The 15,815-nt window shown below is 70.0% G+C and carries 11 protein-coding genes; 2 read left to right on the top strand and 9 right to left on the bottom strand.

Annotation, left to right across the window (positions count from 1 at the left end):
- Nucleotides 1–45: 45 nt before the first annotated feature.
- The 5 genes from AMYAL_RS0105865 to AMYAL_RS0105885 all read right to left on the bottom strand — a co-directional run bounded on the left by AMYAL_RS0105865 (nucleotide 46) and on the right by AMYAL_RS0105885 (nucleotide 8,502).
- Complete coding sequence (locus AMYAL_RS0105865) at nucleotides 46–2,244, bottom strand: SulP family inorganic anion transporter (protein WP_093976665.1); 2,199 nt, start codon at nucleotides 2,242–2,244, stop codon at nucleotides 46–48.
- Between the two features lie 876 nt (nucleotides 2,245–3,120).
- On the bottom strand, nucleotides 3,121–5,379 hold the full coding sequence (locus tag AMYAL_RS0105870) for a bifunctional SulP family inorganic anion transporter/carbonic anhydrase (RefSeq protein ID WP_020630384.1): 2,259 nt from the start codon (nucleotides 5,377–5,379) through the stop codon (nucleotides 3,121–3,123).
- Nucleotides 5,380–5,617: 238 nt separating this feature from the next.
- Nucleotides 5,618–6,898 (bottom strand): adenosylmethionine--8-amino-7-oxononanoate transaminase, encoded by a 1,281-nt coding sequence (locus tag AMYAL_RS0105875; protein ID WP_020630385.1) that lies wholly within the window; start codon nucleotides 6,896–6,898, stop codon nucleotides 5,618–5,620.
- Between the two features lie 23 nt (nucleotides 6,899–6,921).
- On the bottom strand, nucleotides 6,922–8,124 hold the full coding sequence (locus AMYAL_RS0105880; protein ID WP_020630386.1) for a cytochrome P450 family protein: 1,203 nt from the start codon (nucleotides 8,122–8,124) through the stop codon (nucleotides 6,922–6,924).
- A 24-nt stretch (nucleotides 8,125–8,148) separates the two neighbouring features.
- Nucleotides 8,149–8,502 (bottom strand): SRPBCC domain-containing protein, encoded by a 354-nt coding sequence (locus tag AMYAL_RS0105885; RefSeq protein WP_020630387.1) that lies wholly within the window; start codon nucleotides 8,500–8,502, stop codon nucleotides 8,149–8,151.
- Nucleotides 8,503–8,627: 125 nt separating this feature from the next.
- Here AMYAL_RS0105885 and AMYAL_RS0105890 point away from each other — a divergent pair, with 125 nt between their 5' ends.
- Nucleotides 8,628–9,251: a nucleoside/nucleotide kinase family protein gene (locus AMYAL_RS0105890; protein WP_020630388.1), complete on the top strand. Its 624-nt coding sequence runs from the start codon at nucleotides 8,628–8,630 to the stop codon at nucleotides 9,249–9,251.
- A gap of 4 nt (nucleotides 9,252–9,255) precedes the next feature.
- On the opposite strand, the gene AMYAL_RS0105895 is transcribed toward AMYAL_RS0105890, so the two are convergent.
- The 4 genes from AMYAL_RS0105895 to AMYAL_RS0105910 form a co-directional block, all read right to left on the bottom strand.
- Entirely contained in the window at nucleotides 9,256–10,413 is a 1,158-nt protein-coding gene (locus AMYAL_RS0105895; protein WP_026466784.1) for a glycosyltransferase family 4 protein, read from the bottom strand.
- A gap of 77 nt (nucleotides 10,414–10,490) precedes the next feature.
- Nucleotides 10,491–11,543 (bottom strand): C40 family peptidase, encoded by a 1,053-nt coding sequence (locus AMYAL_RS0105900; protein ID WP_026466785.1) that lies wholly within the window; start codon nucleotides 11,541–11,543, stop codon nucleotides 10,491–10,493.
- A 446-nt stretch (nucleotides 11,544–11,989) separates the two neighbouring features.
- The gene (locus tag AMYAL_RS0105905; protein ID WP_026466786.1) at nucleotides 11,990–12,232 is read right to left on the bottom strand and encodes a hypothetical protein; all 243 of its coding nucleotides are present in this window, start codon (nucleotides 12,230–12,232) and stop codon (nucleotides 11,990–11,992) included.
- Nucleotides 12,233–12,579: 347 nt separating this feature from the next.
- The gene (locus tag AMYAL_RS0105910; protein ID WP_026466787.1) at nucleotides 12,580–13,968 is read right to left on the bottom strand and encodes an NYN domain-containing protein; all 1,389 of its coding nucleotides are present in this window, start codon (nucleotides 13,966–13,968) and stop codon (nucleotides 12,580–12,582) included.
- Between the two features lie 96 nt (nucleotides 13,969–14,064).
- Between AMYAL_RS0105910 and AMYAL_RS0105915 the strand changes: the two genes are divergently transcribed.
- Nucleotides 14,065–15,783 (top strand): DEDD exonuclease domain-containing protein, encoded by a 1,719-nt coding sequence (locus AMYAL_RS0105915; protein WP_020630393.1) that lies wholly within the window; start codon nucleotides 14,065–14,067, stop codon nucleotides 15,781–15,783.
- Nucleotides 15,784–15,815 lie beyond the last annotated feature (32 nt).

Genomic DNA, 15,815 nt, shown 5'->3' on the forward strand with positions numbered 1-15,815 from the left:
GTCCGGGCTAGTGGGTCGGAATCGAACCGTGCTGAACGGCGTCCCTTAGCTCCCGGAAGTGGTGACGGCGCCGACCGGCGTGAACGACGGGCTCCCGTCGTCCGACAGGTACACCTGGGCCGCCCCGACGTCGAAGTACATCCCGGTCAAGTGCAGCTCGCCGCGTGCCTCCGCCTCGGCGATCAGCGGATAGTGGCGCAGGTGCTCCAGCTGCTGCAGCACGTTGTGCAGCGCCAGCCGGTTGACCTCGGCGTCCGGGCGCTCGCCGTCGAGGGTCACCGACACCGTGCGCTTGGCGCTCGGCTCGGCGTGTTCCAGCCAGGAAGCCAGCATCGGTGTGCCGTCGGGGGCGCCGGTGGCCAGCGCCTGCATCGCGCCGCAGCCGGAGTGCCCGCAGACCACGATCTCGCGCACCTTCAGCACGCCGACGGCGAACTCGACGGTGGCGCCCATCGACGGGTCGGCCCGGCGGGCGGGCACCAGGTTCCCGATGTTGCGGACGGTGAACAGGTCGCCGGGACCGCTGGTGGTGATCATGTTCGGCACGATCCGCGCGTCACCGCAGGTGATGAACAGAGTGTGCGGTGACTGCCCGCCCGCCAGCTTGCTGAGCGCGGGCTGCATGAGCGCGGCCGTGCGCCGCTGGAACTCGGTCGCCCCGCGCAGCGTCGGCCCGCCGCGCTGGCCGGGCACCTCGACGTCCTTGGCCTGCCAGTCGGACCACGGCGCGAGGAACCTCGGCACCGAACGCACCGCGGCCGTCCTGGACAGGGTGGGGTCGCCGGATTTGCCGTTGGCGAACCACGGATGCCCGACCTCGTCGACGGTCACCTCGCCGCCGGCGCGTTCGTGCCCCTGCTGCCAGTTCGAAAGACTCTCGAAGGCGGCATGGTCGAGGTAGTCGACGACGAGCTCCAGAGTCACCTTCGCGCCATCGGGCACGGTCGCGAGCACCCGGCTGAGCCTCGGCACCGAAAGGAACGTCAGGACCCCTTCGACGACGACGCGCCATTCGTCACCGTCGCGTTCGGCGTGGATCCCGGACCACACGGTGCGCCGCAGCATCAGCAGTACCGAAAGCCCGATGCCGAGCAGGACGCCGGTGAGCAGGTCGAAGACGACGACACCGGCGAGCGTCACCAGGTACAGCCCCAGGTCGCCGTGTTTGAGGACCTGCTTGATGTGGCCGGGGTTCACCAGCTTCGCGCCGACGTGCACGAGCAGACCGGCCAGCGCGGCGAGCGGGATGTTCTGGATCAGCCCGGCGAACGCGGCGACGAAGACCAGGATCCAGACCCCGTGCAGGATCGCCGAAGCGCGGGTGCGGGCGCCGGCGGCGACGTTGGTCGAGCTGCGGACGATCACGCCGGTGACCGGAAGGCCGCCGAGCGAGCCGGAAGCCATGTTCGCGGCACCCTGGCCGATCAGTTCGCGGTCGAGGTTCGACCGCGGCCCGGTGTGCATCTTGTCGACCGCGACGGCCGACAGCAGGCTTTCCACGCTGGCGATCAGGGCGATGGTGATGACCGCGAGGGCGAACGCGCCCCAGCCGGTGTCGGGGAACTCGGGGGCGAAGCGGATGTTGAGCAGGTCACCGGGCAGGTTGACGCGGGGCAGGGTCATCCCGGCGACGACGGACAGCACGGTCACCAGCGCGATCGCGGCCAGCGGGCCGGGCACCTTGCGGACGGACTTGGGCAGCCGCGGCCACAGCAGCAGGACACCGATGGTGAGCACGCCGATCAGTGCGGCGGTGTCGTGGTGGCCGACGATCTGCGCGGGCAGTTCGGCGATGTTCTTGAGCGCCGAGCTCTGCGCCGTTCCGCCCAGTACGACGTGGAGCTGGCCGAGGACGATCGTGACGCCGATACCGGCGAGCATGCCGTGCACGATGGCGGGCGAGATCGCGAGTGCCGCGCGGGCGATGCGGCTCAGCCCGAGCAGGATCTGGAGCGCGCCCGCGGCGACGGTGATGGCGCAGGTGGTCGCCCAGCCGAAGGTCGCGATCGTCTCGGCCATGATCACCGTCAGACCGGCGGCCGGGCCACTCACCTGAAGCGGGGAGCCGCCGAGGGCCCCGGCGACCACACCGCCGATCACGGCCGCGATCAGCCCCGCGACGATCGGCGCCCCTGACGCGAGAGCGATCCCGAGTGACAGCGGGACGGCGACGAGGAACACCACCAGCGAGGCGGGCAGGTCGTGACGGAGCACGGCGAGAGGCTTCTTCGTGGACACCAACATGATCACCAGGAAACTGGTGATTTGTCCGCTATGCACCACCTGATCGAGTGAACATCGCCCCCTGGGCGGGTGGCGTAGCCCACTTCTGGGCCGTTTTGTTGCCTGGAGATGTCTCCGGTGTTGCGAAAGGCCTTGCGGGCTCCCGAACCCTGGGAAGTATCGGTCGGCCGCCCGGCCAACTCCAGCCGGTCGTGAGTGGCGATTCGGGTGAACGCGGACCCGCGTTTGTCTACCCGCGCCTGACCTGCGCGAAGGTGGCGGTTTCACGGCTGCCGGCTCGACGGGGAAGTTTCCGGACGTTCAACGGCCGGAATCTTCCCCGCTCGACCGCACCGCCACCCAGCACAAGCTTCACCCCGCACCGAGACGAAGCAGGTCCCCGAGTGTGGAGGATTCAGGACGTTGAACGTCCCAAAACCTCCACACTCGCACCAGCGGGCAGGAAAACACGGGTCCGTCAGAGCCAACCGGCGACCAGGCTGGGCTGGTCGTGAGTGGCGATTCCGGCCCTGGCGGTCCTTACCGCTCACGACCGTCGCGAGGGCGGTTGTCGCGGTGTCCTGAAGGCCCCCTTTGAGACGTTGAACGTCTCAAAGGAGGCCTTCAGGACACCCGTGCACCTCTGGCTCGTTCACGGCCCCGCCCGGCCGACCCCGCGTCCAGTGAGGCCGGGCAGCGCCGCGAAAGCCACTCTCGGGACATCAGGCGTCGCGAAAGTGGCTTTCACGACACCCGCGGCCGCGAACTCGCATGACGGAAGGGACGACACACGTGTCCAGATGGACGCCACGCGGCGAACCCCGGTGATCAACCGCGGCCACGAACCAGTAGGCACCTAACACACCCTTGGCCCTAACCCGAATCGCCACTCACAGCTCAGGACTTCACCGGTGAAGCGGCCGAAGTGAACGACCGATGCGCCGCGTCGAGCAGGTACACGTTCGCCTTCCCGACATCGAAGTACATCCCCGTGAGCCGGAGTTCGCCACGGGCCAGCGCGGCCTCGACCACCGGGTACGAACGCAGGTTTTCCAGTTGCTGCACCACGTTGTGCAGGGCGAGCCGGTCGGCGTCGTGGCCGGGACGAGCGCCGTCGAGCAGCACCGGCCCTTCGACGGCCTGGCGCCGCATCGTCGCTTCGCCGTGACGCAGCCAGCCGCCGAGGTGCACGAGCCCGGTGGGCGCGTCGCCGAGCAACGCCTTCATCGCCCCGCAGCCGGAATGCCCGCACACCACCACTTCCCGCACCCGCAGCAGCCCGACGGCGTACTCGATCGCCGCCCCCACCGAGAAATCCGCTTCGGCGCCGGCGTGCGGGACGAGGTTTCCGATGTTCCGCACGGTGAACAGGTCACCCGGTCCGCTGGTGGTGATCAGGTTCGGCACGATCCGCGCGTCGCCACAGGTGACGAACAGCGTATGCGGCTGCTGACCGTTCGCGAGCCCGTCCCAGGTGCTCCGCAGCAGCGGTGCCGTCCGGCGCTGGAATTCCGAGGCGCCACGGCACAACGGGACACTGCCGCCGCGCTGGCTCGGCAGCTCGACGTGTTCGGCCTGCCATTCCGACCACGGTGCGAGCCAGCGCGGCACCACGCGCAACGCGACGCCGCGGCGCACGGTCGGCACACCGGCCTTCCCCCGTTCGAACCACGGATGCCCGACCTCGTCGACGATCACGACTCCCCCGGCGCGTTCGTACGCGCGCTGCCAGCCGCGCAGGCAGTCGAAAGCGGCGTGGTCGAGGTAGTCGACGAAGAGTTCCAGTGTCACTTCGGAACGCGCGGGGACTTCGGCGAGGATCGTCGTCAGCCTGGGTACGGAAAGGAAAGTGAGCGCACCTTCGATGACGACACGGGTCCGCGAGCCGTCCTGTTCGACGTGGATGCCGGAAAACAGCATCCGGCGCAGCATCAGCGCGAGCGCCACCGCGATCCCCGCGGCGACCCCGGTGAGCAGGTTGACGGCGACCGCGCCGAGCAGGGTCGCGAGGTAGACCGGCAGGTCGCCGTGGCGGCGGACCTCACGCAGATTGGTGACGTTGACCAGTTTGGCGCCGACGTAGACGAGGAGACCGGCGAGCGCGGCGAGCGGGATCAGCCGCAGCGCGCCCGCCAGGAACACACAGCAGCCGAGGATCCAGACGCTGTGCAGGATCGCCGACGCCCTGGTCTTGGCGCCCGCCTCGAAATTGGTCATGGTGCGCACGACGACGCCGGTGACCGGGAACCCGCCGAGCGACCCGGCGGCGACGTTCGCCAGGCCCTGGCCGATCAGTTCGCGGTTGAGGTCGGTACGCGGCCCGTCGCGCAGTTTGTCGATGGCGACGGCGGAAAGCAGGCTCTCCAGGCTGGCGATGAGCGCGATGGTGAGCACGGCGGCGGTGATCGCCGCCCAGGACCCGGACGGCGCCACGGGGACGAAACCCAGCCCTGGCAAGCCGTTCGGGAGGTCGACGCGCGGCAGGTCCATCCCCGCCACGACGGAAAGGCCGGTCGCCAGCGCGACGGCGGCGAGCGGACCGGGGACGCGGCGCACCGAACGCGGCATCCGGGTCCACATCAGCAGGACACCGACGGTGACCACGCCGACCACGGCGGCCTGGTTGTGGTGGCCGACGATCCGGCCCGGCAGCGCGAGGATGTTCGCGATCGTGGAGCCCTGCGCCGCGCCGCCGAGTACGACGTGCAGCTGGCCGAGGACGATGATCAGGCCGATCCCGGCGAGCAGGCCGTGCACGATGGCAGGCGAGATCGCCAGGGTGGCCCGTGCGACGCGGCTGACGCCGAAGAGGATCTGGACCACGCCGGCCGCGGCGGTGATCGCGCAGGTGGCGGCCCAGCCGAAGGTGGCGATGGTGTCCGCGAGGACGACGGTCAGCGCGGCGGACGGGCCGCTGACCTGGAGGGCGGAAGCGCCGAAGAGGCTCGCGACGAGTCCGCCGACGACGGCGGAGATGAGTCCGGCGAGCAAGGGGGCTCCGGCGGCGTGTGCGACGCCGAGCGAGAGCGGGACGGCCACGAGGAAGACGACGACCGAAGCCGGGAGGTCGTGGCGAAGGTTCTTCAGGAGGGTCGAGGCGGGGTTGCGGCGGCCGGGGGGCCCGGTGTCGTGCTCGTCACCAACGATGTCGATCATGGGGGCAGGAAACCTGATCGGAGCGGAAAAGTCCGCTACGCAAAGGTTTTTCAGGTTTGCTTGTGCACTGAAGAACTAGGACGTAACGCCTTTTCACGACAAAGCACCCAAGAAGGAGCCCGATCGGACTCGCCCGTTCGCTTGACGAGATCACCCCGCGACCACGCTCTGTACCCAGCGTGCCCTTTGCGGATTGCTGTGGCCGCCGTCACACTCTTTCGGTTGAATTCGGCCTGTTTCAGGCTTTTCGCGCTGCCGCGACCATGGCCGAGGTGATCGTCGCGAGGTCTTCCGCGTCGGAGACGTAGGGCGGCATCGTGTAGATCAGGTTCCGGAACGGGCGCAACCAGACCCCGTTCGAGGTGAGCACCTCGGTCGCGGCCGCCATGTCCACCGGATGGTCCAGTTCCACCACGCCGATGGCACCGAGCACCCGCACGTCGGCGACCGAAGACAGCTCGCGGGCCGGTTCGAGGCCGGCTTTCAACACGGCTTCGATCCGCGGGACGTCGGACTTCCAGCCGCCTTCCGCCAGAATCCCCAGCGAGGCGTTGGCGACGGCCGAGGACAGCGGGTTCGCCATGAAGGTCGGGCCGTGTGCCAGCACCGGCAGTTCACCGCGCGAGATCCCGTCGGCGATCTCCGGCGTGCACAGTGCCGCCGCCATCGTCAGATAACCGCCGGTCAGCGCCTTGCCGAGGCACAGGACGTCCGGGGTGACCCCGGCGTGCTCGGCCGCGAACATCTTGCCGGTGCGGCCGAAACCGGTGGCGATCTCGTCGAAGATGAGCAGGACGTCGTTGGCCTCGGTGATCTCGCGCAGCGCGCGAAGGTACGCGGGCGGATGGAACCGCATGCCGCCGGCGCCCTGCACGACCGGCTCGACGATGATCGCGGCCAGTTCGCCCGCGTGCCGTTCGATCTCGGTCGCCAGCAGGTCGAGGTAGGCCTGGTCCGGCTCGTCGCCGAAGCCGCCGGGTGGCTTGGGCAGGAACAGCTGATCCGGCAGGATCCCGCGCCACAGCGCATGCATCCCGCCCTCGGGATCGCAGACGCTCATCGGCGTGAACGTGTCGCCGTGGTAGCCGCCGCGCCAGGTCATCAGGCGCCGCTTTTCCTTGCGCCCCACCGACTGCCAGTACTGCAGGCACATCTTGACGGCGACCTCGACCGACACCGATCCGGAGTCGCACAGGAAGACGTGCCGCAGGCCGTCCGGGGCGAGGTCGACCAGCGTCTTCGCCAGCCTGATCGCGGGTTCGTGAGTGAGCCCGCCGAACATCACGTGACTCATCCGGCCCGCCTGCTCGGCCAGCGCCGCGTCCAGCACCGGGTTCCGGTAGCCGTGGATCGCCGCCCACCAGGACGACATGCCGTCGACCAGCTCGCGGCCGTCGTCGAGGGTGAGCCGGACCCCGCTCGCCTCGCGGACCAGCAGGGAGTCGACCGGGCTTGGCATCGGCCCATACGGATGCCAGACGTGTTCCGCGTCGAGGGCGAGGAGTTCGGCCGAGTCCATCCCGCGACCCTACGACGCCCTTCTCAGCGCAGGCGCACAGGGAGGGTTTCGAGACCGTGGACGAGGGTGCTTTCCCGCCACCGCAAGGATTCCGGGTCGGCGTCCAGGTCGAGGACGGGGAACCGCTCCAGGAGGCCGCGCAGCGCGACCTCGGCCTCCAGCCGGGCCAGCGGGGCGCCGACGCAGTGGTGGATCCCGTGCCCGAACGCGAGATGCCCGGTCGCCTGCCGTGTGACGTCCAGCCGCTGCGGGTCTTCGAACCGGTCGGCGTCCCGGTTCGCGCCGATCAGGGAGACGAGCACGAACTCGTCCGCCGGGATCTCGACGTCGCCGACCTGGACGGGTTCCCTGGTGAACCGGATGGTCGCCAGGTGGATCGCGCCGTCGTAGCGCAGGAACTCCTCGACCGCTCCGGGCAGCAGGGCGGGATCGGCGCGGAGCGCGGCCAGTTGTGCCGGCTCCCGCATCAGCGCGAACACGCTGTTCGCGATCAGGTTGACCGTCGTCTCGAACCCCGCCACCAGCAGGAGGAACGCCATCGACAGCAGTTCTTCCCCGGAGAGCGAATCGCCCTCGTCGCTGGCTTGGATCAGGCCGGAAAGCAGGTCATCGGCTGGTTCGGCGCGCTTTTCCTCGACGAGGCCGACGAGGTACCCGTGCATCTTCGCCGCCGCCGCCTGGAGTTCTTCCGGCGTCGACCAGGCGAGCATCGTGTTCGACCACCGCGCGAACTCCGGCTGATCACCCGCGTGCACGCCGAGCAGTTCGCAGATCACCCGGATCGGCAACGGGACGGCGAACGCGGGCAGCAGATCGACGCGTTCGGCGTCACCGATTTCGTCCAGCAGCTCCGCGGTGATCTGCTCGATCCTCGGCCGCAGCCGGGAGACCGTGCGCGAGGTGAAGGCCTGATTGACCAGTTTCCGCAGCCGCGTGTGGTCCGGCGGATCCGAATTGAGCATGTGCCCGTTGAGCGCACGCACGGCGCTGTCGCCCGCGGATTCGAAGCCGTCGCGTTCGAAGAGGCGCCTGACCTCCGCCGTGTCCTTGCCGACGCGGGGGTCGGAGAGCACGGCGCGGGCTTCGGCGTAGCCGGTGACGACCCAGACGTCCAGGCCGCGCGGCAGGCGCACCTTCCGGACCCGGCCGTCTTCCCGCAGCAGCGCGGAGACCCGGTGCGGTTCCTGGACGAAATCCCAGTCCAGGGTCTTGAGGTCTGCCACCATCGGTACGCCTCCCCAGCGCGCCGGTCAGCGTTCGGCCAGCGCGGCCACCACCCGCTCGGTCACTTCAGCCCAGTATGCCTGCTGTTCTTCGCGTTCGTCGGCGCCCGCAAGCCATTCTTGATGGAACCGGAGCGTGGTCTTCTGCTCGGTGCCGCTCACCGTGATCTGCAGGGTCGAGTCGTGATCCCAGTCCTTCGGCCGCCAGGTCAGCCGGAGCTTTTCGCCCTCGGAACGGCCGCGGATCTCGCCGGTGGTCCCGTTCGCCGTCTCGTACCCCGCGCCCGGCTCACCGCCGAGTTCGGCGCCGGGGCCGAGCCAGATCCCCACACCCTCGCGACCGACCAGGAAGTCCCACACCTGGGTGCTGCTGTACGGCACCGTCTGGGAAACGCCTACCTGCCAACCACTTCCGGCGGTTTTGGTCGTTGCTTTCGTCACGCAGGCCATCATCCCATCGGGTGTACCGTGCGACAGTCACCGGTCCGGGTGGAGGATCTCTTTCTGTGCGCTACCGTCCGATTTCTCCCGCTCTGCTGGTCTCCGAACTGACCGAACGCATCACGGCGATCACGGGCCGCCGCCGGATCGCGGTCGCGGTCGACGGCGCGGCCGGTGCGACCGAAACCACAGAGCTCGCCGACGCCCTGGTCGATCCCCTGCGGGTCGCCGGTCACGCGGCGCTGCGGATCTCGGCGAACGACTTCCTCCGCCCCGCCTCGCTGCGCTTCGAACGCGGCAAGGAGGATCCGGACTCGCGCTACAGCGACTGGCTCGATCTCGGCGCCCTGCGCCGCGAAGTGCTCGACCCGCTCGCCGAAGACGGCAGTGGCCGGGTCCTTCCTTCGCTGTGGGACCCGGTGCGCGATCGCGCCACCCGTGCCGAACGCGTCGAAGTGCCCGAAGGCGGCGTCGTCCTGCTGGACGGCGAATTCCTGTTCGGCGCGGGGCTCGCTTTCGATCTGAGCGTGCACCTGTGGCTCTCGCCCGCCGCGCTCGAACGGCGGGTTCCGGACGGATGGGCGCTCCCCGCCTACGAGCGCTACGAACAGGAAGTCGACCCGACGGCACTGTCCGATGTGGTGATCCGCGTCGACGACCCGAAGCACCCGGCGCGTTACGAACCCTGAGCCGTCACCGCACGGCCGCGACGGGATCGCCGTCGAGCAGGCCGGAAAGCCTGCTCGCCAGGGTGTCCCACCGCCAGTTCTCGGCGACCCATTCGCGACCGGCCGCCCCCATGCGCCGCGCCCGCACCGGATCGGCGAGCAACGCGGCCAGGGTGTCCCTCAGCTGCTGTTCGTCGCGGCCGTCGACGACGTGCCCGGTGACCTCGTCCAGCACCGTTTCCGGCGCACCGCCGGAATTGCCCGCGACCACCGGCAGCCCGGTCGCCGAGGCCTCCAGGTACACGATGCCCAGGCCCTCGACGTCGAGTCCCTTCCCGCGTGTCCGCGCGGGCATCGCGAAGACGTCACCCGCGTTGTAGTGCGCGGGCAACTCCTTCCACGGCACCGATCCGGTGATGACGACGCTGTCTTCGACCCCCAGCGCCCCGGCGAGCCCGGTGAGCGTCTTGCGGTACGGGCCGCCGCCGACGATCAGCAGCGCCACGTCCGGGATCCGTTTGCGGAGTCCGGGCATGATCTTGATGAGCATGTCCTGGCCCTTGCGCGGCACCAGTCGCGAAACGCAGACGATCGTCGGACGGTCGCCGAGCCCGTGCCGCTCGCGGATCTCCTTGCCCGCGGCGGCATCCGGGCGGTAGAGGGCGGTGTCCACACCGCACGGGAGCATCTCCAAACCCGCCATCGGGCCGAAAGCGGCCGAGAACCGGGAGCGCGTGTACTTGCTGACGTACGTGATCACATCGACGGTGTCGCCGATCCGCCGCAGCGCCTGCCGTGAGCCGGGGAGCATCGACCAGCCGACTTCGTGGCCGTGCGTCGACGCCAGCACCCGGTGGGCACCCGCCGAGCGCAGCGGATGCCCCAGCAACGCGAGCGGCGCGGCTGCGCCGAACCAGACGGCCTCGCACTCGCGGGCGCGCATGATCTCCTTCGCCCGCTTGAGCACGTCCGGTGTCGGCAGCATCAGGGACGTCGGATGGCGCACGACCTCGAACGGGGCGGCGGCGTCGAACTCGCCGTGCGAGCCGGTGCTCGATTCCCAGGACGGGGCGTAGACGACGAGGTCGTCCGCGGGCAGGCGGGTGGCCAGCGAGTTCAGGTAGTTCTGGATGCCGCCCGGCCGGGGCGGGAAGTCGTTGGTCACCAGCAGCGTCCTCAGCACCCCTGCAGGCTACTTGGCCCCGGACACGCGAAAGGGGCGGCACCGCCTGCGCGGTACCGCCCCGTTTCGTCTTTTCGTCAGGCCGTCGGGCGACGGGCTCCGACGTAGTTGTTCTGCAGCGGCGACACCTTGACGACGTCACCGGTGGTCGGCGCGTGCACCATCATGCCGTTGCCGACGTACATGCCGACGTGCGAAACCGGTGAGTTGTAGAACACCAGGTCGCCGGGCTGGAGCTGCGACCGCTGCACCGGGGCGCCGAAGGTCGACTGCTGACGGCTGGACCGCGGCAGGGTGAGCCCCGCCTGCTTGTACGCCCACAGCATCAGACCCGAGCAGTCGAACGACGAGGGGCCGACGTCGCCCCAGCCGTAGGGGCTGCCGAGCTTGCTCTTCGCGGCCGAGAGAGCCGCCGCGGCCTCGGGACCCGGAGCGGGCAGGTTGGGGAACGCCCCGCCCTTGTCCTTCTGCGCGTTCTTGTCCGCGGCGCTCAGGTTGCCGCTGGCCCGCTGGATCTCCTTGAGCTGGTCGTCCAGCGTCTTCTTGCGGGCCTCGATGTCCGTCGTCAGCTTGGCGGCGGTGTCACGGGCGGCGGTGGCCGTGCCCTGCGCGTCCGCTGCCTGCTTGGCGGCGGCCGCGGACTGGGCGACAGCGCCGCTCAGGTTGTTCAGGGCGGTGTTCTTGTTCGCGGCGAGGACCTCGAGCGCCGAGGAGCGCTCCAGGAAGTCCTGGGTCGACGCGCCGGACAGCAGCGACGACAGCTTGTTCAGCTGCACACCGCTGGTGAACGACGCACCGGCGAACTTGTTCACCTCGGCCTGGAACGTCTTTTCGTCACCGGCCGCCTTGACACCGAGGTCCTTGGCGGAGGCGGCGTCGGCGGTGGCCTTGTCGAGCTCACCCTGCTTCGCGGCGAGGTCGTCCTTCGCCTTGAGGAGGTCTTCGTTCGCCTTCTCGGCCTGTGCCGCGAGGTCGCGGTACTTGGCGAGGGCGTCCGAGCCGGAGGGGGGCTGCTGAGGGGCGGGGGCTGGGGCTGCAGTGGCAGCAGGCTGGGCGACCGTTACTGCGGTGATCACCGCGGCCGCGGCCAAAGCTCCTGACACCACGCGCTTGACTGGATGCGACTGCACGGTCGCGCGTGTCTCCTTTGCTGTCGGCCACCGACTCGAAACCAGGGATGAAGAGGTCGGGGGCCCTCTTCACGCGGAGCCGCGTCGCCGACCGTGAGGCCCGCGCGGTTCCCCGCGTTCCCGCCTTGCGCCTGGCCGAGTGCTATCACAACAGGTTTGGCGCATGGCTGATTCCGGTGCAACTCCCCGACAAAGCTGCTTCGGTGGCGATCCCGTGTCGCCGTCTGGCGACGACTTCCGGCCACGAGATCTCGGACAGGTTACGAAACCACGGGCACCGCGTCCACCATGGCAGGCGCAAAAACTCTCCGTGATGCGCCGAAACACCTTCGGACCAGCATGAGCGGAAAGTTGTGACGGGCGTTACATCCTGGGGCTGATCGCGACTACCTACCGTTCACCCGATCGGATCGACCACTCGTCGAATGTCCCGGTCGCGGCGTGTCTCAAGCCGTCTTCCGGCGCTCCTGACCGACGATCTCGACCATCCGGAGGCGCGGGATCAGCCCGGCTTCGGCGAGCGCGTCGACGGCTCTCCGCTCGTCGGCGTCCCATTCGAGCGCGGGTGGCGCGCCGAGGAGGACGCTGACGACACAGTCATGACATGCGTCACCGCGGACCGCGCACCGGTCGCAATCGATGACGAGCGTCTCGATATCCGCTATATCGGCGATGGCCTTGTCGTGCATCTCGGGCTCCTCACTTTCAGTGGTGAGGAGCACATTAAGAGCGACCACCGACAGTTTCGGGTGAGCGAGTGCGCCGGGACCGCCCACTCCCACCGCGTGTCGTCCGTCCAGTCACCCGTGTCGTCCATCTGATCACGTGTGTCGTCCCACCGGTCACGCGAAACGCCCGACACGCTTGGCCCTAACCCGAATCGCCACTCACGACCCCGCGGCCAGGTGAGTGCCCGACGGAACGGTGGTGTTGCGAAAGCCACTTTCGCAACGTTGAAAGTTGCGAAAGTGGCTTTCGCAACGCATTCCGGTGGGGTTCGCAGAAACAAGGTTCGCAGTAAAGCGCCCAGCACCAATCACACCCGGCTGAGCCGCGACACCAGCACCGCCGAAGGCACCGGGTGCGCGCCTTTCCGCCGTACCGAATCCGCCACCGCCCGGTCCGTGCTCGCGACCACCATCGGCCGCCCCGGCGGCTCGGCCGCGACCAGGGACCGGATGACGTCGTCCGCGAGCACGCCGCGTTCGGAGAACAGCACCCGCACCCCGCGCGGCACCGCCGCGGGCACGGAGAGCACACCGGCGCCGTCGAACACCACGGTCACCTCGGCCGAGGTCCGCGCGGCGAGCGCGGAAAGCTGGTGGATCAGCCGGTCTCGCTGGTCGGACAGCGCCATCTCCGGGTACCCGGTCTTGGTGACGTTGTAGCCGTCGACGATCAGGTGCACATTGGGCAGCGCGAGGTGCCTGTCGAGCGCCGTGACGTCCTGGATCTTGCCGCCCGCGCCCAGGCCCGACGTCGCGCCGCGGACCATGTCCGCTGGGCGCTGGCCTCGCGCGCTCACCGAAAGCTCGCGGCGCAGCCCGCCGACGGCGCCTTCGATCGTGTCCAGCAGCAAGCCGAGCCTGACCTCGTCGGCTTGACGCGCTTCGCGGGCGGACTGACGGGCGATCTCGGCGTCCGTGACGGCCTTCTCAGCCCGCGCCCGCTCAGTCGCGACACGCTGCCGCTCGCGGTCCAGCTGGGCCTTCAGCGCCTTGATCTCCTCGGCACTCTCGGCGCCTCCGCTTTCCAGCCGGGCGTGCGCCTCGACGACGGCGTCCTTGGCCTGGCGCAGCTGCACACCCTGCTCCCGCAGGCGCTTCAGCAACTTGTCGACTTCGGCGTCGCGTTCGCCTCGCGCGCCACCGGCGAGCTCCTTGGCCTGGTGCAGCTCTTCGCGCAGCTGGGCCAGTTCGGTCTCGAGCCGTTGGTTGCGGGCCAGCGCGGCATCGCGTTCGGCGCGTAACGCCGTCTCCTCGGCGTTCTTCGCCACCAGCCGGACCCGTCCGGCCGCGCCCGCCTCGCCGAGCAGCACGGCGGCGGCCGCGGCGGCGACGGAATCGGGGGCGTTCGGGTCGAGGGCGTCCTTGCGATGGTCACGCAGCCATTCGGTGACCGCGACCCGGAACTGCGAAGACTCCCCCAACGCGGCGAGCAGCGCGGTCCCGCCGAGTTTCGCGCGTTTCGCCGGGGCGAACTTCGCGACGGGGCGCAGCTGCCTCGGCACGTCGGCGACCGGCAGCTTGCCGACGGCGGCGGCCGCGAGCTCGGCGATCCGCTCCCGCACGGTCTCCGGCAGGGACGTCCAGCCCTCGGCCGGTACCTCCTCGGACGGCTCGTCCGCACCTGCCGACGCCACGACACCCGAGGGGCCGCCGGTGGCGTCCTCGGGCAATTCGGGCACTGCGGGCTGCGGTTGCATCGCACCAGCGTAGGCCCCATGCCCTCAGAGCGCGCTCGATGGGACGGCGTGCGCGGATCACGGGATTGTCGGTGCCCACCCCTACTGTGCCCGATCATGGACACCGGACGGCGGCCCGGCGCGGCGCAACTCGCCTTCGACGAGCTGGGAACCCCTTTGCGGGACATCACTTTCGTCGTGTTCGACCTGGAGACCACCGGCACGAAACCCGGTCCGGACGGGATCACCGAGATCGGCGCGGTCAAGATCCGCGCCGGCGAGATCGTCGGCGAGTTCGCCACCTTCGTCAATCCGGGGATGCCGATCCCACCGCAGATCGTCGAGCTCACCGGTATCACCGGCGCGATGGTCTACGACGCTCCCCGGATCGAACGCGTGCTGCCGTCGTTCCTCGAATTCATCTCCGGCGCCGTGCTCGTGGCGCACAACGCCCCCTTCGACACCGGCTTCATGCGCGCGGCCTGCGAGGGCCACGGCTACCACTGGCCCAAGGCGGCCGTGGTCTGCACGGTCCGCCTCGCCCGCCGGGTCATCTCCCGCGACGAGACACCCAGCTACCGCCTGTCCGCGCTGGCCGCGTTGTTCGGGGCGCGCACGACGCCCAACCACCGCGCGCTCGCGGACGCGCGTGCCACCGTCGACGTGCTGCACGCACTGCTCGAACGCGTGGGCAACCTCGGTGTCCACACCCTGGAAGAATTGCTGGACTACCTGCCCGAGGTGACCCCGGCCCAGCGCCGCAAACGGTCGCTGGCCGAACACCTGCCGTCGCGGCCCGGCGTCTACCTGTTCCGCGGCCCGAGCGACGAGGTCCTGTACGTCGGGACGTCGGGCGACCTGCGCCGCCGGGTCCGGCAGTACTTCACCGGATCGGAGAGCCGCGGGCGGATCCGGGAGATGGTCGCGCTGGCCGAACGGGTCGACGCGGTCGAATGCGCGCACGCGCTGGAGGCCGCGGTCCGGGAGCTACGGCTGATCGCCGCCCACCGTCCGATGTACAACCGCCGTTCCAAGAACCCACGGCACGCCTGGTGGGTCGCGCTGACCGAGGAGGCCTTCCCGCGCCTGTCGGTGGTCCGCATGCCGCGAGACGGGATGCTGGGGCCCTTTCGCAGCCAGACCGACGCCCGGTCGGCCGCGGACACCCTCGCCGGCGCCTCGGGACTGCGGACGTGCACCCAGCGCATCTCGGCCACCGCGCCGAGCGGCAAGCCCTGCGTCCTCGCCGAACTCGGCCGCTGCGGAGCGCCGTGCGCCGGGCAGCAGACGGTGGAGGAGTACCGGCCCGGCGTGCTGGCGGTGTCCGGTCTCATCGCCGGGACGGACGGGCGGCCACTGCGGGCCGCCGCCGATCAGCTGGCCCGGCTTTCCTCGGCGGAACATTTCGAACAGGCCGCCCAGCACCGCGATCAGCTGGCCGGGTTGATCCGCGCGGTCGGCCGGGCGCACCGGCTGTCGGCGCTGGCGGGCATCCCGGAGCTGATCGCCGCCGGACCGGACGGGAAGGGCGGCTGGGAACTGGCGGTGATCCGGCACGGCAGGCTCGCGTCGGCAGGCGTCGCGCGGCGCGGGGTGCCACCGATGCCGGTGGTCGAGCTGTTGGTGGCCTCGGCGGAGACGGTGCTCCCCGGCCCCGGCCCGCTCTTCGGCGCGATCTCCGAGGAGGTCCGCATCCTGTTGCGCTGGCTGACCCGTCCCGGCGTCCGGCTGGTGCGCACCACGCACCCCTGGGCGGAACCGGCCGCCGCCGGTGGCTGGCAGGAGTGGCTCGACCTGGCGGCGAGCGCGACGGCGTTGGAGCAGGTGGCGGGCTAGGATCGCGGCACCGGATTCCCTTAAGTAGGAGG

Source organism: Amycolatopsis alba DSM 44262 (genome assembly GCF_000384215.1).
Lineage (GTDB): Bacteria > Actinomycetota > Actinomycetes > Mycobacteriales > Pseudonocardiaceae > Amycolatopsis > Amycolatopsis alba.